Below are 21,695 nucleotides of genomic sequence, written 5' to 3'. Positions count from 1 at the left end.
GCCGCCGGAGGATTTCGCGTAGGGTGACGGCAAGACCTACCGGCACTCCACCCCGTTATTGAAGAATTTCCCTCGTCCTTCCTTCCCTGGCGGGCCACTCCACCGGCCGGTGGGCCTTCGCCGGTGGTAACATCGTACTGATACGGGAGGTTCGGAGCCGTGGTCCGTAAGCTGCGGGTGACCGGCGAGTTCGTCCGCGTCGACGAGCGGCTCTACCGCCTTCCGGGCGTCTTCGCCCGGTTCGACGGCCTGGTGGCCGCATTCCTCCACGGCAGTTACGGCACCCCGCACCAGACGCCTCTGAGCGACGTGGACCTGGCCGTGGTCTACCGGGCGGAGCGGCTTCCGGACCTCCGGGAACTCGCGAACCTCCAGGGCGCCGTGGAAGACGCTTTGGGCCTCGAAGACGTGTCCGTCACCGTCCTCAATCGGACGCCGCTGCCCTTTCAGTTCCGCGGCCTCACCAACGGCGGGCTGCTCTACGTCGCGGATCCCGTGGCCCTGGCAGACTTCCGGGAACGCGTCTGCAAGCTTTACGGCGACTTCGACCCCGACTACCGGCGCCTGGCGTTGGACTACGACCGGGCGCTGAAGGAGGCCTACGCGCCGATGTACGGGGTGCCGCCCTCCCATTCTTCTGGCGGGTCCCAGGATCCGGGCAGGGCCAAGGGAGAAGGTCCGGATCCCGGCGGCCCCACACCCACGGACGAACCCGGCTGGCCGATGGCAGGACCGCGTCGGGATGGCCCCGAGCGGGTGCCGGAGGATCGGCCGGCCATAAACGGCGGGTCCCCGGCCGCACCGATGGGCGTCATCGACCGGGAGAAGGTACGGGACAAGCTCGAGTTCATTCGGAGGAACCTGGTGCACCTCGAGGCCCTCGCCCGGCGCGGACCCGCTGCCTTGCGCGACGACAAGATCGCCGAGGGCGCGGCCGTCCACATGCTACAGACCTCCATCGAGGCGATGATCGACGTGGCCAACCACGTGGTGGCCCGCCTGGGGCTTGGCGTTCCCAAGTCGTACCGCGAAGCCTTCGACCCGCCGGTGGAGGCCGGGCGCCTCCCCGCGGAGCACCGGTCCACCTTCCACCGGATGGTCCGCTTCCGCAATCGCGCGGTGCACCTGTACGACACGATCTCGCCCGAAGAGGTTCATGCGATCCTGGCCTGTCCCATGGGGGACTTCGACCTGTGTATCGGAGCCGTGGTCCGACGGTTCTTCTAATCCGGTTTCGCCGGTGCCGTCACCCGGGAACAGGACCGCCTGTAGCGAGCGGCTCCAATCGACCGGCTCAAGAAAGGGATCGGTAGGCCGGCGGGCGGCGTCCCGAGGCGGGTTCGCAATTCGATGGGGAAGCGGTCGATGGGCGTGAAGCCATGCAAGCCGAGGCAGGTCACCGCCAGGAGCCCCCCTCCGGCGCCGGTTCTTCCGCATCCCCCCGGACCGGCACCGCCTTCCCCTTTACCGGTTCTACGTCTACGGGCTCTTGGAAGCGGTGCAGTTCGACCAGCTCGTGTAGATGCTCTACCTCCTGGGCCGTGGGTTCACCCTGACGCAGGTATCCCTGGTGTACGTGGTCTAACTAGAAAGACCTCCGGACCGGGCGCTGCGGCAAGGCGGAGGCAGGGGCAGGAGGGACAGGCTGTTGCGGAGAGCGCGGGAGAACTGGTTCGACCGGAAGTGGAAGAACCGCCGGGCGCTGAGAGCGAGGGAGAGGCGCTCAGCGAAGTACCGAGCGCGCCTGGAACGAGAGGAGGGGGGTACGCCGGAGCCAGGTGGAGATGATGCGCCGTTGGCGGTTTCAGATGATGCGTCGATAGGCGTTGTTTGCGAGGTGCGCAGCGACATCCGTGTTGTGATGGCGGGTGAGCGGTGCTACGCGAACCTGACCCGCGTGCCGCTCGTGGTCGGCGACCGGGTTCGGTTTGTTGTCGAGGGGAACCATGCCGTCATACTCGAGGTGCTGCCCCGCAAGAGCAAACTGGTCCGGATGCGGGGGGATGCCACACGCCGCTCGGCCTTCAGCAAAGAGGAACACGTCCTGGCCGCGAACGTGGACGTGGCCGTGATCGTCGCCTCAGCTGCCGCGCCGCCCTTTCATCCGCGGCTGATCGACCGGTACCTCATCATGTGCCAGTATGGTGGCATCCGCCCCCTCATCTGCGTTAACAAGATCGATCTGGTGACTACCCGTCCGGATTTGAGCCTGTACACCGACATGGACATCCCCGTGGTCTACGTATCGGCGCTCACCGGGGCCGGCATGGAGAGGCTGAAGCAACACCTGCGCGGCAGGTGTTCGGTGCTCACGGGAAAGAGCGGCGTCGGCAAGTCCAGCATCTTCAATGCCTTGCTTCGTGAAAGCATCCAACGCGTGGGCGAGCTGACCCGCACGGGCCGGGGCAGGCACACGACTACCAGTTCATTGATGTACCGGTTGGATCACGACACCTTCATCATCGATACGCCGGGGATTCGCTCGCTGGGGCTGTGGGACATCGACCCGGATTCATTGCGGTTATATTTCCCCGACTTCTTGCCTTTCGCCACGGCGTGCAGGTACCGGGACTGCAGTCACACCCATGAGCCGGATTGTGCGGTTAAGGAGGCCGTCAGCCGTGGCGAGGTGGCCCCGGGACGTTACGAGAGTTACCGTCGCCTGATGAACGAGCTGGTAGGGAAGTGACTGGCGGTGAGGCAGCTTCCACCCCAGGCAACTCAGGCAAGCCGGATCCGTTACCGTTTGGCTCGTGACCTTGCGGCGCAATGCCCGGCGGAGCTGGCGCAGGAGATCGCCGCCACGGGCTCGACGTCCCGCGGCGTCGCCGGCGCGCGCTCAGATCTCGAGATCAACTTTTGGACCGACACGATTCCGGATGCGTTCCACGAGCGGCCTGCGTGGCTTGCCGGGCAGTTGACTTAGCTCCGCCGTCTTGATGGGGTTTCCGATGTCTACGTCGACGATACTCCAATCGCTGACGGGTCGGTGTCGGTCACGTTCGGGTTTCACGGTGTGTGGGTTGCGGCTGCGTGGCAAGGCATCCAGACCCAGAGTCAACTCGTGGCGGAGACGTTGCGCGGGGATGTCTTGGACCATGAGCGCTTGGTCGTCGCAGATGCCGTCTTTCATGCGCTTCCCTTGTGCACTGCCGGTGCGCTTGCGCGGTGGCAGCAGTCCCTCTCCGTTTACCCGAATGGGCTGCAGTCGCGGCTGATCCGTACAGCCGTCGAGGGCTGGGTGTATCCCCTCCACATAATCAGGCGCAGCCTGGACGAGATCCAGCAGCTGCGCGAATGTATCGCCATGGTTGCTGCGGAAGCCCGGGCCGACGGGGAGCGGAAACCCCTGTTCCTGCGGTTCTTCTGAATTCAGCCGCTCGGCTCGAGGGCGAAGGTCACCTCGACCTCGGCGCCGATCTCCCGCTGGCCGGGGCTGATGGGAGCGGCAGGTTCCTCTGCGGGTCCTGCCGAGTACACCACGAAAGAATCGCGGTAGTCATAGCGGGACGCGCGGCCACTCAGGCGCAAGTTCATCCGGAGTGGTGGACCGACCCGGACTCCCGCCGCCCGGGCGGCCGCCTCAGCCCGCTCCCGCGCGTGCCGGACGGCATGTTCAACGGCCTGCAGCTCCAGTTCCCGCACGTCGGAAATCTCAAACCCCCACAAGGTCGCCTCGCTGGCCCCCGCAGCCAGAGCCCGCCCGACCAGCTTGCCCGCCAGCTCGAAGTCCCGCACTCGGGCTTCCAGGACGTACCGGACCTCGTGTTCGATCAGGTGCCGGCGACCTTGGCGATCGGTGTGGTGACGGGTGTTGGTTTCGATGTCCACGGTCCGCAGGGCGTCGTCGGCGAGTCCCTCTTCCCGCAGGGCGGCGATGACCTGCTGCGCGGCATCGACCGCCGCCCGGTAGGCAGCCATGTGGTTCGTGGGATGCGTCCTGTAGACGTAGAACCGCAACACCGCCACGTCGGGCGTGACCGAGACCGTTCCGTATCCGGTGGCGAAGAGGGTGGGTTGGCGGGGTTCGGCATCCGGCGACACGACGGCTCCTCCTTGCACCCTGTGGTATGAACTGCCACGGAGAACCGGTTCGCCACGGGAACAGGACCGCCTGCAGCGACCGGATCTACCGGAAGTGATCGGCAGGCCGGCGGGCGGCGTCCAGAGATGGGCAGGCCCGGAAACCTGCACGCCTGCAATCGCCGCCGGAGCCAACCCTCGGAGCCAACCCTCCACGTTATCGAGGAGGCTTGCCATGTCCGTTCCTTGGAAGCAATCACTTCGTGGCACCCAGTACCGGGCGATGGCGCGGCAGGTTCCCGCAGGTCTGCGGCCAATTCCAATGTTGTTTGACGTTCGGCGTTGTTCGTATTCGGGTGGTGCGTAGATTCGCATTCGGCCGGTTCGTGATTCGAAGGGGAAGCGGTCGATGGACGTGGAGCCCTACCATCCGGGGCAGGTCACTGCCAAGGGCCCCCACCGGCGCCGGTTCTTCCGCATCCGCCCGGACCGGCACCGGCTCCCCCTTTACCGATTCTACGTCTACGGGCTCTTGGAAGCCGTGCAGTTCGACCAGTTCGTGTGGATGCTCTACCTGCTGGGCCACGGGTTCTCCCTGGCGCAGGTATCCCTGGTGTACGTGGTCTACCAGGCGACCATTTTCACCACCGAGGTGCCGTCGGGGTACCTGGCCGACCGCCTGGGACGCCGCACCTTCCTGGTGGCCGGGATGGCCTGCAAGGCGACAGCCGCCCTGCTCTTGCTCTATCCGGTGAACCTGGGGGTCGTGCTGGCGTCGGCAGCCCTGACGGGCCTGGCGCGGACCCTTCCTTCCGGGACGAACCTGGCCTATTTCCGGGAGGTGGCCGAGAAGGTGGCTGGGGCGGCGGCCGAGGCGGCTCAAAACCGGGACCCGGCCGAGTCGCCATCCCCGCCCGGAAGAACCGGCCCTGACGGCCATCCGCGCGAGGTTGCCGCCTTCGACCGGCTGCTGGCCACCTACGTCACCCTGACTGCCACGGGCACGCTGCTGGCCGGATGGGTCGGCGGCCTGGTCGCCGGTCGGTCCTTCCAATGGCTCTACGCCCTGGAAGCGGCGGTGGCGGCGACGGGGATGATCGTGGCGGCAGGACTCCCCCGCACGGGTGGGGGTTCCGGTCCCGTTCTCCACGGGGCGGGCGGGGCCGGGGTGAGGCGCGGCGACTTGCTGGCATCGCTCGCATCGCGATGGTCCCTGGCCCGGTCCACATGGACCGTCGCGAGCCGGCATTGGCAAACCTTGGCCCTGGTTGTCGTGGTCGCCCTGACCTGGGCGGGATCGGCCGCGGCCACCGAATATACCCAGCCCTTGCTCCTGGCCCTCGGCGCCAGTCCGGGTGCCGTCTCGACCCTTCTGGCCGGTGCCTCGCTGGTCACCATGGCCGGGGCCCGGCTGGCCGGGGCGTGGCGCGGGCCGCGGCGGGCCGTGTTCGTCCTGATTCCGTGGCTTTTGGCAGCCGGGGCCCTGCTGCGGGCCCTGGCTGCGGTGCCGAGCGTCGGTGCGCATCGCGTCGTCACGGGCCCCGCAGAACCGGACGGCGGATTGGCGCTCTTGAACCCAGCTCTGGCGTTGGCCGTGGGGGGCCTCGTGCTGCACCGCCTGGCGGGTGGAGCCAGCCAGGTGACCTTCAACGCGCGGTTACTGGAGGCGGCACCCGCCCACCTTCGGGGCACGGTGCTGTCCGCCGCCAACACGCTCTGGGCGGCGTTGTCGCTGACCTCCTTCCCCGTGTTGGGCTATGCAGGGGAGCGGTGGGGGCTGGGAGTCCTGTTCGGGATCCTGGCGGTGGTCCATGCCGTCACGGCGCTGGCGGCCGTCCGGGTTCGCACCCGATCGGACCGCGGAGTCAGTAGCTAGGCTGCCGGGCAAGGCCTGACCTGTGACGGTGACCGCCACCTTGCCCCCATCACGAGATTGGACGGGAGGAAGTTCGTCACCCAAGCCCCGGCGAAACCGACATCAAACCGATGTCGCACCGACCGTGACCGGTTCAAGCCCGCCCCTCCCGAGGCCGAGCAGTGCTCTCCTCATGGGCAGCCTCACCCATCATTCCGCGCTGTCAGATCCCGAGCCATGATCACGTACGGAGTGGTTCCGCTCGGGAAGCGGAAGTCCTTCAGCAAAGTTGTCCAGTTCATGCGCTCGTACAATCGACGGGCGGGGGTATCCGCATCCAGGGTGGAGAGTACCGCCTTTCGGTGCGGGATGCCGTCGAGAAGGGCGTTGTGCAGCAGTGTCCCGATTCCTTTCCTCTGGTATGCCGGCATGACGGCCAACTCGACAAACTCGAAGCAGCCTTCCAACCAGCGTACGACGCTCTCCTTGTCCAGGGCGCAAGCTACTGTGTCCCACCACCAGCCACCGGGGAGTCCACTGTACCCGTAGGCGAACCCCACTACCTTGTCACCGTCGGGTTCCAAAGCAACATAGCAGTGAAACCCCGGGCGTTCCAGGTGCGAAGCCAGTGAGGTGTTGAACCGCTCGAAGTGCTCCGGTCCTTCACAATAGGGCGGGGCAGAGAATGCCTCCCGATAGACCTTTAGGATGCCATCGCGGTAACGAGTGATCTTCGCCCGTTCAACCCGAACAATCTTCAAAGCGGTCGCCCCTTTCCTCCCCCATTCCGACCGACACGTAGTCGAATAAGTAAGTCAAAGAAAGTAAGTAAGCAGTGAGATGAGTGGAACGGCAGACTGGGGGCGACGTCGCGGGAGTGGGGGTCGCAGTCTCATCCGCGTTTCGTTGGAACCTGCAACTCGCCTTGAAGCAGCTCGAGCGCCTTCTCCGCATGACGGTTGGGCGGGATCCCCCGAAGCACCCCAAGGATCCGCCCGTCGGGCCCGATCACGAAGGTCACCCGGTCCACCAGGGGGACGAACCGGCCGATGACGGGTAGGTCCCGCCGCACCCCGTACGCGGCGGCCAGGCTCCGGTCGGGGTCCGCAAGGAGGCGGAACGGCAGGCGGTGCCGCTGGCGGAAGCCCTGGTGGGTTTGGGGCGGGTCCGGACTGACGCCCAGCACCACGGCCCCCAGGGCTTCCAGGTCGGCATGGCGGTCCCGGAAGTGGCAGGCTTCCGCCGTGCAGCCGGGTGTGTAGTCCTTGGGATAGAAGTACAAGACGACGGGCCTTCCGCGGAAGTCCGAGAGGCGAACCGAGCGGCCTGCATCGTCGACGGCGGTGAAGTCGGGGGCAGGGTCACCGGGACCGAGCATGGGGGCTCATCTCCTGGGATCCATCAGCGCTGAAGGACGCGTACTACGGCGGGGCACACCCTGGCCAGGTCCGATGACGGGCTCAGGCTCCGCCAGCCCGCGACCGCACCCCGTCCGGGCTCAGGACGTCCCGGTCGATCCAGCGGCCCACGAACCGGCGGCCACCGGCTCGCATGGCCAAGGGGCAGGCCTTATTCGACCTCGATTCGCCCCAGCTCGTGGTCCGACGCACCAATGCCCTCCTGGGCCTCATCGCGTCACGACATCGTCAGCACCGCGATGACGGCGTTCACCAGGACAAGGACGACGGCCGCGGCGACAAGCGCCAGGGGCGTCGCCACCACCCACCACAGGACGCCCCGGCCGCCGCGGTTCCCACCGGCCGAAAGCCGGGCGGCCGCGACCAGCCCAAGGACGGCCACCGCGAGCCAAAGGGTCACCCACAAGAGCGGTCCGCCCGGCGCGGCATACGATACAGACATCCATCCCCCACCGCCTTCGTTCGTGATCCGTACAACGCCCCTTGTCTTCTACGGCTCGCTGCTGCTTGCCCGTTTGCCAGTGGTCGGGTGAATCCGATCCCACCCATTTCCGCCGTCGGACCACGGCCCATCATGGCGTAAGGTCTCACCCCAGTGGCTGCGCCGACCTCCTCAGGAGCCCTGTCCCTCCAGCCTTCGCAACAACCCCTCGAGGTTCGCCCATCCGTACCCCCACTCCTCCAGGTCCACCCCGCCGATCGCAATGGTCCGGGTACGGACGCGAGTGCCACCCAGGGTCTCGTAGAAACGCCGGTAAGGGTTTTGGGCCAGCACCCACACCAGCATCGACCGATGACCGCGGGCCAGCAGTTCCCGGACGGCCGCCGCCACCAGCCGCCGGCCTACGCCGCGCCCCTGGTACTCCTCGAGCACGTAGATGGCGCCCAGCTCCCCGCGGAACTCGGGGTCCCCCGACCGCTCCGGGCCCGCGGCGGCGAAGCCCACCACCCGCTCCGCCGTTGCCACCGGGTCGTCTCCCTTCCGCGCCAAGGTCCGGGCCGCTCCCGCCGGGTGCTTCGCCACCGGCCGGCGCTCCACATCCAGCGGGACCCCTACTTGGTGCGCACCCGTCCTGCCCGCCCGGAATTCGTCGCCGGAGGCACCACTACCGGCCTCCCGGCCCGAGCCGCCCCCGTCGGCGGCCCCAGCATCGCCGCCAAGGGTTACCCCATCCACCGCCACCACCACGAAGGACGAACCGGCATCTCCCGCGTCGCGGGCGATGACGTCCTGCCACCACCGGGCCCGGGGTTCCTCCTCCATGGCATCCAGGTACGCGTCGGGGATCACCCCCCGGTAGGTGCTGCGCCACGTGGCCACCTGCACCCGGGCGATGCCGGCCGCATCGGCCGGCATCGCCCGGCGAATCTCGATGCCCATGATGTTGCCTGCCCCCGCGATGTTCCTGCCCCCGTGGTCCGGACCGCACCACGCCGAGGGTCTGTGGTGCAAACACCGTCGGCACTCGGTCCGTTACCGCGTCCCGTACTACCCTCTGCTTTCGCGCTTACGGACCGGGCTACGACCGGATCCGTAGATGACGTCGCACTGGTCGACCCTTATCGGCCTAGATCTGGCCCGTGATCACGGCCGAAACCAGCATCCACGCCAGGATAGCGACCAGCGGTACCGTCGCCAGGGCCGCGGCGGCCCGCACGTCCCCTTTCCTGCGGAGCACCAGCACCGCCACGATGGCCAGCACGATGCCCACCGGTGCCACGTACTGAAAGCGCGGCGTGGCGGCAAAGTAGACAAGGGGTCCGATGGCGAACAGCGCTGCCGCATAGACCCACCCTGCCCGACGGGTAACCAGCGCCGCCAGCCCGCACCCGATGGTCAGCACCCAGCCGGGAATCCCCAGCAGGGCGCCAAGCAGCAGAGTGTCCAACGCCTCCAGCGGCACCGGCCTCACCCCCTCCCGGCTGCCAGCATGCCTCATCCAGATCATACCTCCGCTGTGTCCGGCGGGCAACGCGCACGGCTACCTGCTCCGGCAGGGAGACGACGTTGCCCGCATTCTCCAGTGGGGCAACGAAAGCGGCGCGGGCGGCCGGATTCCGGCCCCGCCGGAATCCGGCCGCCCGCGCTCGAGCGTCCCGGTCGCGCCGCAGCCACCCTGACTTGCAAGGCCGGCGTGCCGGTTGTGCCGCCTTAGCCTTGACTCGTCTCGGCCCTTTTTGTCCCGCCTCGTCCGTTCCTCTTGTCCGCTTCCTTACGACCCGCGCGGATCGTAACCCACCACCGTCCAGATCCCCGACTCGTCCGGGCGGACCAGCCGCTCCAGGTACACCCGCGCCACCGGACCCACCCCGACCTCGACAATGGCCCGCCGGCCGTCGTTGTGCACGACGCGGATGTGCTCATCCACCAGGGCCGCGGGATCGCCCATCTGCTCGCCGAACTGGCCCAGCAGGAAGGCCCCCGCCACCTGCACGGGATCCAGCATCCACGGAAAATGGCCGCCGTCGACCTGTTGCTGGGAGTTGCGCTCGACCTCCATGTCGACGGAGACCTCGACCTGGGGGTCGAAGTTGCCACTGGCGGACCCACTGCCGGACGGCTGCCCGCCGGGATCGGGCAGCCGCAGGTCCGGCGCCAGGGCGCGGGCCAGTTCCACCCGCCGCGGCCCCTCGACGGTGATCTCGAGTGCCTGCTGGCGCCAGCGCAGCCGCTCGCCGAAGACCTCGAGCACGCCGTCCTGGCCGGCGGAGCCGAGGGCGGCGTTCGGCTGGGGCTCGAACGGGCCCTGGGCCGGTTCTTCCACGATCACCGTCTCACCGTAGTCCAGGACCACCCGGTCCCGAGCCGCCAGGATCCGACGGGGCGCCTCGTCCGGCAGCAGCGGCGTGAAGCCGGCGATGGCCGCCGCCTCCGCGGGCGTGTCCACCAGCTGCCCGGGGTTCTCCTCCTCCACGCGGTAGCCCGCCGGCACCTCGAAACGGAACCGGGACGGGTCGACGGGCGCGTTGGCCTCGAACCGGACGAAGGTGGTCTCGGTCTGGAGGCCGTTCTGCATCGCCGTCCGCAGGCGCAGGGGCAGGTGGGCCTCGGCGTCGACCCAGAGGTCGTAGGGCAGCCCGCCCGGCGGTTCGATGCGCAGCCGGATCGCCTCGCGCCCCGCAACCTGCTCGCGGCCCACCACCCGGTGGGGGTAGCGTAGGGCGGCGCGCGCCTCGTCCTCCAGGTCGAAGGGCCGCACGTCGGGCAGCGGGGGCAGCAGCGCCACCACCCGATCGGCGGGACGAACCTGCCACTTGCGCCGGCCGTCGTGCACCGTGACCACGCCCGTGTCGTCGCGCGTCACGTAGCGGTCGCCGTCGACCCAGATCTCGATCCGCCGCACCAGCCACGTCTCCCCGCCGGCGTTGGTCGCGCGCTTCTCAAGGACCCCGTGGTAGCTTTGGAGCTGTGCGATGGCCCGCTCCATGGCATGGACCACGTCGGTCTCCGCCGCTGGTCCGAGCCCCAGCTGCGCCCCGAGCCACCCGCCGAGACCGGCTGTCCCGGGCCAGGGGGCCAGCACCGTCGCCAGCGCGATCCCGGCTACCAGGGCCGCCGCGGCTATCCCCACCCGCCGCCGGTGGCTGCGCGTCCCACCGGCCTCCCGCCGTCGGACACGGGCGTGATCCCGTTGCCGGGCGTCCCAGGCGTGGCCGGCGCTGCCGGCCGCTTCCGGACGTCCTCCTGCGGACGAACCCGGCCACCCGGCGACGACCCGCGGCCTCCACCCCTCCGCCGGCTCCGGCACACCGCGGAGGCTCTTGAGCATGCGGGCCACCGCCAGCAGCTCCGCCTCCTCGGGCTCCGCGGGCGCCGGGGGACGCCGCTCCTCGTTCAGGGCGTCGATCATCCGGTCCAGCCGCTCCTCGCGGAGGGCCCGCAACCGACGCCGGTTCCAGTCGCGCCAGGAGGCCATCGGGCCCTTCCCTCCCATCAGCGGTCCACCTCCCGCAAAAGGTCCCGCAACGCCTTGAGAGCCCGGAACTGCAGACCGCGTACGGCGGCCTCGCTGCGCCGCATCTGGCGGGCGGTCTCGGCCCTCGACAGCCCCACGACGATGCGCCAGTGCAGCACCTCGCGATATGCGGGCGGCAGCCGCCGCAGCCGCTCCTCCAGCCAGAGGCGATCGACCACGGCCGCCGTATCCACGTCCGCGGTCCCGCCGCCGCGGCTTGGGACCCGGCCTTGCAGCAGGGCCTCCTCGAGGGGTACGGCCGCCCCGTCCCGCCGCTGCCGCCGCCAACGGTCGCGGATCAGATTGAGGGCGATGGTGCGGACCAGGGCGTCGGGCGGCGGGAACCCGCTCCGCGTCGCCTCCGCCGGCGTGGCTCCCTGAGCGCCGGAACCGGGCGCGGGGGCACCGAACGCGGTATCGGTATCACCGTGGGCACCGGAGCCGCCGGGGCCCGCGGCCCGGCCGCCCCCGAGCACGCGCAGCACGGTCTCCTGGGTCACGTCCTCGGCCTCCTCGCGGTTCTGGACCCGGGCACAGACGAACCGGTAGAGCCAGGGCCACGTCGCGTCATACCACCGCCGGATCGCGTCCTCGCCGGCGGGGGACGGCGACCCGGCGTTCGCTCCTTCGGCCATCGCGACACCCGCTTTCCCAACCGTGGCTCGGAGAGGCGCCTCCATCGGGGAAGAACGCAGCAGGGCGGGGGACGTCACGCGGCGGGGATGGGGGTCCTTCGCGGAAAGCGGCGTATGCCCAGGGTGCGCGTCGGGTCGCGATCGGGTCGCGCGCCGAGCGGCCGGTCTAGGGCTGGTAGAGACCGTCGCGGACCAGCTCGAGATAGCGTTCCCACTTCGCGACCCATCGGTCCAGATCCGCGTAGCCGAGGTCGGGACGCTGGCGGATGGCGGCGAAGATGCGCGGCATGAGGCCGTCGCCGAGCAGCATGAGCAGCTCGACTGCCTCTTGCACCGTCACCCCCGGCCGCAGGCGTCCCGTGTCGACGTCGTGGTAGAGCAGGTCCTGACTACGGGCCGCCGCCTCGGCCAGCCGCTGGCGGAACTCGGCGGACACGGCGGGGTCGACCATCGATCTTACGATCAGCCGGTAGGCGTCCGGGCGGTCCCGGTACACCTGGAGCTTGATCGCGCCCAGCCGGCGGAGCCGCTCGAACAGATCCCGGGGAAGGTCGGGCGCCGCCTCCTCGAGGGCGGCTTCGATGGGCTGGAGCGCGCGGTCCACGGCCGCCCGGTAGAGGTCGTCTTTGCTGCCGAAGTAGTAGAGCACCAGGCTCTTGGCCACGCCGGCGCGACGGGCGATGCGGCTGAGGGAGGCGCGCAGGTAGCCCCGGTCCGCGAACTCGGCCACCGCCGCGTCGAGGATGCGCTCGCGGGGGCTGCCATCGGCCGTCCTCCTCGGGCTAGCGCCCCTCGGGCCGGCGCCCCCCGCGCCCCCTTGGGCAGATGGGGCCGCCGTACCCCGGCGGCCCCTGCTTCCGAAACCATCAGGCCCCGCGCGGTGGTCGCCCGCGGGGGTGCCGCTGCTGGGCGTCCCGTCGTCGGCCATGGCTCGCCTCCATCCCCCTCGATCACGCGAAGTCCTTCCGCTCGAGGATCATCGTACCGGCCAGCGTGCCCGCCAGGAAGACCGCCACCAGGACGAGCAGGCCCGCCGCGTCGGGGTCGCCCGCCGCCGCCCGGTCGAGGGCGGCGTGGCGCTGCAGGCTGAGGTACCCGATGGGGTGCAGCCGGTCCGCCACCTGGCTCAGGGCGTGGAGGACGAAGGAGGCCAGTCCGACGCCGACGCCGGCGGAGATGGCCGTCTGGGCCCGGGGGAAGAAGGGCCCCAGGAGGAATCCGACGCCGCCACCGGCCAGCGTGGCGGCCAGACCCGCCAGGTGCGTCCACCGCTGGCGTCCGAGGTCGTAGGCGTCGCCCGCCACCGCCCAGCCCACCAGCGTGCTGACGGTAAAGATCGCCACCCACAGGATCACCACGCCCACGACGAAGGCGGCGATCTTGGCGACCGCCACCTGGCGGCGGGTCACGGGACGCGTGTAGAGGAACTCCACCGCCCCGAGGTCGGGCTCCCGGGCGACGCTGCCGCCCGCCTGCATCAGGCCGTAGATGGTGGCCAGCAGCACCAGGTAGCCCATGATGTACACGCCGTAGTAGCTGTTGACGTCGGCGATCATCGCCGGGGTGAAGCTGAACGCCTTCAGCAGGCTCTCGGGCATGGCCTTGAGCGCTTCCACCATCGCCGGGTCCTGGATGGAATCGAACAGTCCCAGGTAGAGGGCCACCACGCCAACCAGCACGGTGGTCCAGATCAGCAATCCCCCGCGTGCCAGCCGCAGTTCCATACGCGTCATGTGGATTGCGAGGCGCAGCCCGTCTCGGACGTTCATCGCCCCTGCCCTCCCACTTTGGGTCCCGTCCAGGGTCCCGCCAAGGATCCCGCCCGAAATCCCGCACAAAAAGCCCGTGCTGCGAGCAGGCTGCCACCCCATCGCAGCGCCCCTCCCAGCGCCCGCTCACGGCGCGCTATCATGGCGCCCCCTTACGGTTGGCCTCCCGACTCTCCCGGGACCCGGTACAGGGTGAGGAACACGTCCTCGATGCCGGGTTCGCCGATGGTCAGATCTTCAAGCTGCAGCGGGGCCAGGGCAGCCACCAGCTCCTGCACCGGCGCCCGAACCACCAGGCGGTACGTGCCGGGCTTGCCGGGCACCGGCTCGGGCCGCGGGTCGCCCAAGCGGGCCAGCAGCGCCTCCGGCAGCGGCGCACCCCCTGCCAGGCGCAGGGTCACGATCTTCATGTGCCGCCCGGGCAGATCGTCGACGGGCGCCACTTGCAGCAGGCGCCCGTCGCGGATCATCGCCACCCGGTGGCAGAGCCGGTCGACCTCGTCGAGGACGTGGGTGGAGAAGAAGATGGTCGTACCGGCCGCGTTCACCTCGCGCAGGATCTCGAACAGCTCCGCCCGGATCAGCGGGTCCAGGCCACTGGAGGGTTCGTCCAGGATGAGCAGCCGCGGCCGGTGCAGGAGGGCCTGGACGATGCCCAGCTTCTTGCGGTTGCCCAGGGAGTAGGTGCGGACGGGGCGGGAGAGATCGAGCTGCAGGCGCTCCACCAGCCGGGCCACCCACCGCCGGTCGACCCTCGGGTAGAACCCGGCGGCGTAGTCCAGCAGCTCCTGGCCCGTCATGTCGGGGTAGTAGGCGACCTCGCTGGGCAGGTAGCCCACCTCGGCCAGCCAGGCGCCGCCGCCCGGCGGCACCGGCCGCCCGAACACCCTCACGCTGCCTGACGTGGGACGAACCAGCCCGAGCAGCGTGCGGATGGTGGTCGTCTTCCCGGCGCCGTTGGGGCCGATGAAGCCGAAGATCTCGCCCTCTTCCACCTGCAGGTCCAGGTCCTCGACGCCGCGCGTCCTGCCGTAGTACTTGGTCAGCCCGCGGATGGCGATGGCGGCGGGCATGGGAAACCCTCCCTGCACCGGCGGGTTGGGCCACGGTTCTGGGGCACGTGGGGCCGGACTCCTGCGGCCTGTTTGACCGTACGGTCAATCCGGTGCGCCTCGACGATAGCACCACTTTGACCGCTTGGTCAATACGGTGGACTCAGCGTGGACTCAGCCGAGGTTCGTGCGATGGTGTCCGCATGACCTGGTCGTGGGCTCATTGGCGCCCGCTGGCTGAGGCCTCGCCGTGGTTGTCCCGCAACGGACCACCGGTCCCCGACGGTTTGGCGGTAGCGGCTCGCTGCAGTCCAATCACCATCGCTGCCTCGACAGCGGACCGGATAACGCATATGATGGGGGAACTCGCACCGGCCACCTACATTGGTCAGGCCGGCTCGGAGCGAGGGAGACGCGGTGCGGGAAGCACGCCGGGAGTCGAGCCCGCCAGGCCTGCGCTGCAGACGAAAGGACGCCGAGACATGCTGACGACGCCGGAACCACGGCGCCGCCCCTACCGATCCCCCGAGGGCATCCCGTCCTCTGCCGGATCCCACCCCGACGACGGAGATCCTCTCGCACCCGACGCAACGGCCGCGACTTCGCCCGAACCAACCCTCCAACCCCTGGGCGAGTACACGCGTACCTTGAAGCGGGTCTTGCCCCGGCACATCTTCCAGCCCGAGCCGTGGCGGATCCTCTGGTTGCTCCCGCTGCTGGCCGTCGCGGTGGCGGGCATCGTCGCGGTCGCCCGGTTCGACCTGCACTGGGGCATTGATCTCGCCCTGGCGGTGGTCATCGGCCAGGCTTTCGCGAGCCTAGGCCTGTTCGGCCACGAGGTGCTGCACGGCAGCGTGGTGCGCACGCCCTGGCTGCGCAACCTGGCCGGCCAGATCTGCCTCTGGCCCTTCGCCATCGGCCCGCGGCTCTGGCGGCGCTGGCACAACGTCGAGCATCACGGCCATACCCAGGAGCACGGCGAGGACCCCGACGCCATGCACACCCTGGAGGAGTTCCACGCCCGCCCGGCCCTGCAGTACGTCTACCGCATCGCGCCGCCGGTGCGGGCGGTGCTGACGCTGCTCTCCCTGAGCGTGTGGTTCTCGCTCCACTCCGTCCAGATGTTGCGGCGCTTCCTGCCCGAGATGCCCCGCCGGGAGCGGCCGGTGGTGGTGGCCCAGTTCCTCCTGCCGGTGGCGAGCTGGGTCGCCCTGGGCGCCTGGATGGGGTTCGGTGACTGGGTGTTCGCCTACCTGGTGCCGCTGCTGGTCGCCAACTTCACCGTCATGAGCTACATCGTGACCAATCACCTGCTGAGCCCGCTGACGCCGGTCAACGATCCCCTGGCCAACAGCCTTTCGGTCACGGTCCCAAGGTGGGTCGACGTCCTGCACTTCAACTTCTCGCACCACACGGAGCACCACGTGTTCCCCGGCCTCAGCAGCAAGTACGCGCCGCTGGTCAAGCAGTGGTGCAAGACCCTGTGGCCGGATCGCTACCACGAGATGCCGCACTGGCGCGCCCTGTGGCTGGTGTGCACGACGCCCCGGGTCTACGAGCGGCCGACGGCCCTGATCGACCCGGTGCGGCAGCAGGTATACCCGGTGCTCGGCCACGGGCTCGAGCGGTTGGCCGGGGCCGGAACAGGGAACCGCGCGCACTCCGTGCCCGCCCCACTGCCCGTGTTCGCCGGCTTGACGGATGGCACGCAGCTCTCTCCGCCCGCCGCCCCTGCGTCCGACACCGCTCCTCCGCAATCACCGGGGCCGTCTGCGGAACGGCCTGCGACGCGCACCGCAGATCGCCGCAACCGCCGTCGTGGCGGCGTGGCGCCCAGGACAACCACGCCGTGACCGTTACGGCCGCGGAGGGCGGGCGAAGGCTATGTGAACATTTGGACGGCATTCCTCCATGCCGGCGACCGGCATGGCAAGGCGAGGCGGGCCCGGGTTCCCGCGCACCGGTCCGCCGGCCGTGCGCGAGGCGTCGGCCCAGCGACGCGGAACCCGCCCGGGATCAATCGGGCAGCCGCAGGAGCCGCCGGGCTAGCTTCCGGGAATCGGTGAGCTCGCCCGGCAGGCGCAAGTAAAGGGCGACGTCCAGCACGACGAGAGCCAGCGCGAGGGCGAGGTAGCCCCACCCGACGCGGTCGCGGATCAGGAGGGGCTTGAGCAGGACGAAGGCGATGGCCAGCTGCAGCCTCACGACGAGGCCCAAGGCCGCCCACTGGACGAGGGCGAGCATCACCGTAAGCGGCATCAAGAGCCGTTGTCTCAAGGTCGTCCCAGGCACCTCCCGGGCCGCGCCTGCGACGGGTTGCGGCCCGCTTCCGTTGGTAGCAGGCGCTGAGGGTGGTGGCAGGGGAGGAACCGGCAACCGCTTGGCGACCGCCCTGCGCACGGGGCCGACCGCGCTACCCAGCGCAGCGCACCCGGGCGTAGGAGGCCATGGCCCCGCTCATGGGCCCATGGGCCATGGCAGGGCGGCCATGGGCCACCAGGACCCAAAGCGGGGAAGAGCACCAAGCTCCCCCACCCGGCTCCAGGGCGTGAACGCCCCCGAGGCAGGCGACCTTCCGCACCTTCGTCCCTGCGGGCCCCACCTTCACGCCCCTGGGGAACCCGCACCCGGTTCCTGGCGGGCGAGGCGGCTGGCGACTCCCCCTGCCGGCGCCTGCAGCCGCTCCCCGGCCTCCCGCAAGGCCGCAGCGGCCTCGTCCACCATGCGCCGCAGCAGCTCGGCCACCGTGGGGATGTCGCGGATCAGGCCCACCCCCTGGCCCGCCCAGACGAAGCCCTCGTCCAGCTTGCCCTCCAGGGCTGCCCGGGTGTTGGCCTTGCCGGAGATCAGGGGCAAGAGCTCGTCGAGCCCGGCCCCCCGGGCCTCGGCTTCGAGAATTCGCTCCGGCCATGGACCCCGCAGCACCCGGCCCGGCCGGCCCAGGCTGCGCTCGATAACCACCGTGTCGGTCTCCCGCGCCTCCACCAGCGCCTGTTTGTAGGCGGGATGGGCCGGGCACTCCACCGTGGCCACGAAGCGGGTTCCCATCTCGATGCCGTCGGCCCCCAGCACCAGGGCCGCCGCCAGCCCCCGGCCGTCGACGATCCCGCCGCTGGCCAGCACGGGGATCTGGACGCTCTCCACCACCCGCCGCACCAGCACCAGGGTGCCGATGTCGTCCCGGCCGATGTGGCCGCCCCCCTCGACCCCCACGGCGATCACGGCGTCGGCGCCAAGAGCCTCGGCCTTCTGGGCCTGCCGGACACCGGCCACCAGCACCATCTTGAGCACGGGGTGGCCCTCGAAGGCCTTGAACAGGGGTTCCGGGTTGCCGCCCGTCACGCTGATGACGGGAACCTGTTCCTCAATGGTGACCCGGACGAACTCCGACAGATCCCGGTGTCCGATGGCGAAGTTGACGCCAAAGGGCCGGTCGGTCCGCTCCCGGACGCGCCGGATCTCCTGGCGCAACACCTCGGGCGATTCCATGGTGGCGGCGGTAAGCTGGCCCAGGCCCCCTGCTGCGGAGACGGCGGCGCAGAGCTCGCTGCGGGCCAGATAGGCCAGTCCTCCCTGGACGATGGGCAACTCCACTCCAAAACGCTCGGTAAAGCGCGTCCGCAACGCTTTCACCCCTCCGGGCTGCCGATCCAGGGCCGGTGCGGGACCGGAGATCGGGTATCATGGCAATGGTTTCGTGGGCTGGCCCGGGACTCCTTGCCATGTCGGCATCGGCCCGCAGGGCTCGCAGCGGTATAACCGGTTGATAGTGTTGACTGCAAGGATTGTGGCAACAGGCCGCCCGCATCACCCCCAACGGCGCCATCGTGGGCGGCCCAATGGGTTCGGCACCGTCGTGGGCATGGCAACGGTGCGCACGAGAACCGGATGGTGCGGTGCAGCCTCGCCGCAACGGGTTCGACACAGGTGTGGCATCGCAACGGGCGCGCGCAGCGGGTTGCCCGTAGCAGGCTGCCGGCGGTCGTTGCCCGGTGGTCGTTGGCGGCGGGTTATCCGCAACGGGCCGCCGGCGGTCGTCGCCCGGCGGTTGCTGGCGGCGGGTTTTCCGCGAACGGTACGCCGCCGGTCGTTGACCGGCAGCCCTGGGCGGCGGGTTGCTCCCCGCCGGCTCAGCCCGGGCCAGGGAAGGAGGACTCCAAGGTGCAGGGCAACCCCGCATTGATCCGGCTGCTGCTAAACGAGATCCGGCGCCAGGGGGCGATTCCCTTCGCCCGCTACATGGACCTGGCCCTGCACCACCCGGAACACGGCTATTACGCCCAGGGCCGCCCGCTCATCGGCCGGGAAGGGGACTTCCTCACCGCCCCCTCCTTCCACCCGGCCTTCGGCCGCACCATCTGGCGCCAGGTCCGGGAGATGCTCCACATCCTTGGCTTTTCGCCCCGGCGGGGCCTGCCGGCCCGCCCCGCCCGCATCCTGGAGATCGGTGCCGGAGGCGGCCACCTGGCCCGCGACCTGCTGCTGGCGGCCCGGTCCGACGGCTACGGCCCCGGCCACTTGGAGTACGTGATCGTCGACGAGAGCAGCCCGCTGCAGGAGCGGCAGAGGGATCTCATCACCGCGGCCTGGCCCGAGGCGCCGGTCCGCTGGGTCCCCCGGGTCGAACAGGCCGGCCCGGTCCACGTGGTGCTGATGAACGAGCTGATGAGCGCCTTTCCCGTCCACCGCCTGGTGCGCAGGCCGGCGAGGCAGGCTGCCCCGGCCGCCTCTTCGCCTGCAGATACCGTGCTCCCAGCCGGCCGCCAAGCCGCGGCGGGCGCCACCGGCGGCCCAGCGGCCTCCAGCGGCGGCAACGGTGGTGCCAACGGCAGCTCACCGTTCGGGTCCGGTGCCGGAAGCGACCAGGCGCCGGACCGGTGGGGACCGGAACGCAGTGGTGATCACCGGCAGCCTTTCGAGTGGCGGGAGCTGTACGTCACGGTGCAGGGCGGCCGGTTCGTCCAGGTGGAAGGGCCGGTCAGCGAGCCCAGGGCCGTGGCCATCCTGCGGGAAGAGGGGATCGAGCCGCAGCCGGGCCAGATCGTCGACGTCAACGTGGGGGCGGGGGACATGCTGCGGGCCATTGCGGGCGTCCTGGCCCGGCGGGCTTTCGTCATCACCATCGACTACGGCGGCCCGGCGGAGGTGGTCTACAGCCCCCAGCGCCCCCGGGGCACCGTCCGTGGCTACTACCGCCAGCGACTGCTGGACGACCCTTTCGCCCGGCCTGGCGAGCAGGACATCACCGCCGACCTGGACTTCACCTACCTGCAGCGGTTGGGCCGGCGGCTGGGGCTGCGGGATCTGGGGCTGCTGCCCCAGGGGGCCTTCCTCCTGAACCTTGGCATTGAGGAAGAGGAGGCCCTGCCCCTGGCCCGGCGGGCCTGGCAGGGGGATCTGGAGGCCGACCAGGCGCTGCAGCGGGTCTACGCCCTGTACGCCCCGGAAGGACTGGGCGAGTCCTTCTGGGTGCTGGTCCAGGCCCGGGGCTTCCGCTGGCGGGCGCCCCGCCTGCAGGGGGTGCGGGTGCCGTGGCCGGAGCCGAAATCGCTGGCGGAACTGCTGGCTCTGGCGCGGGACCAGCGATAGTAACGGCCGCCAGAATGGCGGCCCTTAACGCCTAGCTGCGACGACCTCTTCGTGGCTTAAAGTCCACACAGATTGTACGCTCCAGTTACCGCTATGTCTCGTCAGGGCCGGAAGAGGTCCTCCTTAGCCCCCCTCCCTCCTCCCCGTGCTACAGCCTGTGTGGAACTGCCCCCTCTGGCAAGTGTGGGATCCGCTGCTTAGCCGGCGTTAGGGCGGCGCCATGCTAAGGCATAAGCACTCGGTGTCGGCCTTGCCTGCGCCGAGGCCCTACGCGCAACGGTGAAGTCCATGCCTCCGCAGTAAGTGTGGCGGAAGTACGCCTGCAGCTTCCGCCCTCTCGTCGGCGGGGGTGTGTTCGGTAAGACGCGCGGCCACCAGACCGACTCGCCGCAAATGGCGCACCGGAGCGTTTCGAAAGCATTGTCCTTCCGGAACGTGTCTCAACCTGCAATAGACATGGCGAACATTGTCGACCTGCGATTATCTCAGCTTCTTTCGTAATTTACACAGCTAATGTACACTCCTCTCGTTGCTATTCCGAGCATTTTTGCGATATATCGCGTAATTAAGCGAAACACTTAATATATTCCCAGTAAACCATACATGGACATCCTTAACGGGCGTTGATAATCGATGTCTGGCATATATAGGCAGTGGGTCGGGGCGGTAGAATGGTGGAGTGAGGTGAAGAGGATGGATATACGGATCGAACGGGTCGCCCTTGAGTTCCCTAATAAGCACGCACGTCGGTTGGACATGATTGAGGGAGTTCAAGTCCCTATTGGCGCATGCAGTAACAGTGGCAATGGTTGCACGGGTTCGTGCAGCCATTGCAGTAACGGGGGGTTCATGGAAACTAGCGACAACCTTATGCAAGCCTGAGAGTGGAGCCTGGACGAGCATCCAGGAAATACGTCCGCCCCGACGTGCCGGGAAGGGATTGGCTTGCCCATCCGCTCCCGGCCCTTCTTCTGTGGTGCCGGGAATCAGGGCTGCGGAATTGGGATGATTTCCTGTGGTATGAAGCCGTAGGACATGGTTGGTGCTTCTCCGGATGCAGGGGTACCACATTGCGGACCACCATAAAGGGGCGAGCACTTGGATTGGACTGGGCGCAGAAAGCACCAGTTCTTATCGCAATCGGAAGTATATTTTGGCGCTCGACGATAAAGTATGGTGAAAATGGATACCGTTTCGCTATCCTTGAAGTCGGTCATGTAAGTCAATTGATACACTTGGCCGCGGTATCTTTTGGGCTAGGAACCTGCCCCATTGGAGGATACAAAGAGCACGCGCTGAATTACTATCTTGGCCTCGACAGTGAGACAGAGTCGATTATTGCGGTAATCGCGATTGGTTATCCAGTTAGTAACCGCTAACCAAATTGGGTGGTGTCAA

The 21,695-nt window shown here is 69.0% G+C and carries 22 protein-coding genes; 8 read left to right on the top strand and 14 right to left on the bottom strand.

The window, feature by feature from the left end; genetic code table 11:
- The first annotated feature begins 159 nt into the window (after positions 1-159).
- The 4 genes from hepT to THESUDRAFT_RS03040 all read left to right on the top strand — a co-directional run bounded on the left by hepT (position 160) and on the right by THESUDRAFT_RS03040 (position 3,370).
- Positions 160-1,227: a type VII toxin-antitoxin system HepT family RNase toxin gene (hepT, locus tag THESUDRAFT_RS12095; protein WP_006903253.1), complete on the top strand. Its 1,068-nt coding sequence runs from the start codon at positions 160-162 to the stop codon at positions 1,225-1,227.
- Positions 1,228-1,837: 610 nt separating this feature from the next.
- The gene (rsgA, locus tag THESUDRAFT_RS03050) at positions 1,838-2,689 is read left to right on the top strand and encodes a ribosome small subunit-dependent GTPase A (protein WP_156821696.1); all 852 of its coding nucleotides are present in this window, start codon (positions 1,838-1,840) and stop codon (positions 2,687-2,689) included.
- Positions 2,690-2,695: 6 nt separating this feature from the next.
- Positions 2,696-2,926, top strand: coding sequence for a hypothetical protein (locus THESUDRAFT_RS03045; RefSeq protein ID WP_040826216.1), 231 nt, complete (start codon positions 2,696-2,698; stop codon positions 2,924-2,926).
- Positions 2,927-3,091: 165 nt separating this feature from the next.
- Positions 3,092-3,370, top strand: coding sequence for a hypothetical protein (locus THESUDRAFT_RS03040; RefSeq protein WP_156821695.1), 279 nt, complete (start codon positions 3,092-3,094; stop codon positions 3,368-3,370).
- Between the two features lie 2 nt (positions 3,371-3,372).
- Here THESUDRAFT_RS03040 and THESUDRAFT_RS03035 read toward each other — a convergent pair whose 3' ends face one another.
- On the bottom strand, positions 3,373-4,044 hold the full coding sequence (locus THESUDRAFT_RS03035; protein ID WP_006903250.1) for an SIMPL domain-containing protein: 672 nt from the start codon (positions 4,042-4,044) through the stop codon (positions 3,373-3,375).
- 388 nt (positions 4,045-4,432) lie between these two features.
- On the opposite strand from THESUDRAFT_RS03035, the gene THESUDRAFT_RS14900 reads away from it, so the two are divergent.
- Entirely contained in the window at positions 4,433-5,899 is a 1,467-nt protein-coding gene (locus THESUDRAFT_RS14900) for an MFS transporter (RefSeq protein ID WP_006903249.1), read from the top strand.
- Between the two features lie 182 nt (positions 5,900-6,081).
- On the opposite strand, the gene THESUDRAFT_RS12685 is transcribed toward THESUDRAFT_RS14900, so the two are convergent.
- The 11 genes from THESUDRAFT_RS12685 to THESUDRAFT_RS02980 all read right to left on the bottom strand — a co-directional run bounded on the left by THESUDRAFT_RS12685 (position 6,082) and on the right by THESUDRAFT_RS02980 (position 14,729).
- Entirely contained in the window at positions 6,082-6,639 is a 558-nt protein-coding gene (locus THESUDRAFT_RS12685) for a GNAT family N-acetyltransferase (RefSeq protein ID WP_006903248.1), read from the bottom strand.
- Positions 6,640-6,770: 131 nt separating this feature from the next.
- Positions 6,771-7,256: a peroxiredoxin gene (locus THESUDRAFT_RS03020; RefSeq protein WP_006903247.1), complete on the bottom strand. Its 486-nt coding sequence runs from the start codon at positions 7,254-7,256 to the stop codon at positions 6,771-6,773.
- An 82-nt stretch (positions 7,257-7,338) separates the two neighbouring features.
- Positions 7,339-7,488 (bottom strand): hypothetical protein, encoded by a 150-nt coding sequence (locus THESUDRAFT_RS13825; protein WP_006903246.1) that lies wholly within the window; start codon positions 7,486-7,488, stop codon positions 7,339-7,341.
- Positions 7,489-7,513: 25 nt separating this feature from the next.
- Positions 7,514-7,738, bottom strand: coding sequence for a hypothetical protein (locus tag THESUDRAFT_RS03015; protein ID WP_006903245.1), 225 nt, complete (start codon positions 7,736-7,738; stop codon positions 7,514-7,516).
- A 171-nt stretch (positions 7,739-7,909) separates the two neighbouring features.
- Positions 7,910-8,677: a GNAT family N-acetyltransferase gene (locus THESUDRAFT_RS03010; RefSeq protein ID WP_006903244.1), complete on the bottom strand. Its 768-nt coding sequence runs from the start codon at positions 8,675-8,677 to the stop codon at positions 7,910-7,912.
- Between the two features lie 187 nt (positions 8,678-8,864).
- Complete coding sequence (locus THESUDRAFT_RS03005; protein ID WP_006903243.1) at positions 8,865-9,236, bottom strand: hypothetical protein; 372 nt, start codon at positions 9,234-9,236, stop codon at positions 8,865-8,867.
- 273 nt (positions 9,237-9,509) lie between these two features.
- On the bottom strand, positions 9,510-11,213 hold the full coding sequence (locus THESUDRAFT_RS03000; protein ID WP_006903242.1) for a sigma-E factor regulatory protein RseB domain-containing protein: 1,704 nt from the start codon (positions 11,211-11,213) through the stop codon (positions 9,510-9,512).
- 17 nt (positions 11,214-11,230) lie between these two features.
- A complete protein-coding gene (locus THESUDRAFT_RS02995) occupies positions 11,231-11,887 on the bottom strand; it encodes an RNA polymerase sigma factor (RefSeq protein ID WP_006903241.1) in 657 nt (218 codons plus the stop codon).
- A 166-nt stretch (positions 11,888-12,053) separates the two neighbouring features.
- Positions 12,054-12,815 (bottom strand): TetR/AcrR family transcriptional regulator, encoded by a 762-nt coding sequence (locus tag THESUDRAFT_RS02990; protein ID WP_006903240.1) that lies wholly within the window; start codon positions 12,813-12,815, stop codon positions 12,054-12,056.
- Between the two features lie 22 nt (positions 12,816-12,837).
- Positions 12,838-13,656 carry an ABC transporter permease subunit gene (locus THESUDRAFT_RS02985; RefSeq protein WP_006903239.1) on the bottom strand — a complete coding sequence of 273 codons (819 nt, stop codon included), beginning with the start codon at positions 13,654-13,656 and terminating at the stop codon, positions 12,838-12,840.
- A gap of 152 nt (positions 13,657-13,808) precedes the next feature.
- Positions 13,809-14,729, bottom strand: coding sequence for an ABC transporter ATP-binding protein (locus tag THESUDRAFT_RS02980; RefSeq protein WP_006903238.1), 921 nt, complete (start codon positions 14,727-14,729; stop codon positions 13,809-13,811).
- A 626-nt stretch (positions 14,730-15,355) separates the two neighbouring features.
- Between THESUDRAFT_RS02980 and THESUDRAFT_RS02975 the strand changes: the two genes are divergently transcribed.
- A complete protein-coding gene (locus tag THESUDRAFT_RS02975; RefSeq protein ID WP_242823219.1) occupies positions 15,356-16,561 on the top strand; it encodes a fatty acid desaturase family protein in 1,206 nt (401 codons plus the stop codon).
- Between the two features lie 163 nt (positions 16,562-16,724).
- Here THESUDRAFT_RS02975 and THESUDRAFT_RS02970 read toward each other — a convergent pair whose 3' ends face one another.
- Positions 16,725-16,985, bottom strand: coding sequence for a hypothetical protein (locus tag THESUDRAFT_RS02970; RefSeq protein WP_006903236.1), 261 nt, complete (start codon positions 16,983-16,985; stop codon positions 16,725-16,727).
- A 327-nt stretch (positions 16,986-17,312) separates the two neighbouring features.
- A complete protein-coding gene (locus THESUDRAFT_RS02965; protein WP_242823218.1) occupies positions 17,313-18,341 on the bottom strand; it encodes an NAD(P)H-dependent flavin oxidoreductase in 1,029 nt (342 codons plus the stop codon).
- Between the two features lie 528 nt (positions 18,342-18,869).
- On the opposite strand from THESUDRAFT_RS02965, the gene THESUDRAFT_RS02960 reads away from it, so the two are divergent.
- Both THESUDRAFT_RS02960 and THESUDRAFT_RS15235 read left to right on the top strand, forming a co-directional pair.
- Positions 18,870-20,297 (top strand): class I SAM-dependent methyltransferase, encoded by a 1,428-nt coding sequence (locus tag THESUDRAFT_RS02960; RefSeq protein ID WP_006903234.1) that lies wholly within the window; start codon positions 18,870-18,872, stop codon positions 20,295-20,297.
- Positions 20,298-21,181: 884 nt separating this feature from the next.
- Positions 21,182-21,676, top strand: a complete 495-nt coding sequence (locus tag THESUDRAFT_RS15235) for a nitroreductase family protein (RefSeq protein ID WP_423219083.1) — start codon at positions 21,182-21,184, stop codon at positions 21,674-21,676.
- Positions 21,677-21,695 lie beyond the last annotated feature (19 nt).

The organism is Thermaerobacter subterraneus DSM 13965 (assembly GCF_000183545.2).
Classification (GTDB): Bacteria; Bacillota; Sulfobacillia; order Thermaerobacterales; family Thermaerobacteraceae; genus Thermaerobacter; species Thermaerobacter subterraneus.
This window is presented reverse-complemented; position numbering and strand designations above follow the sequence as displayed.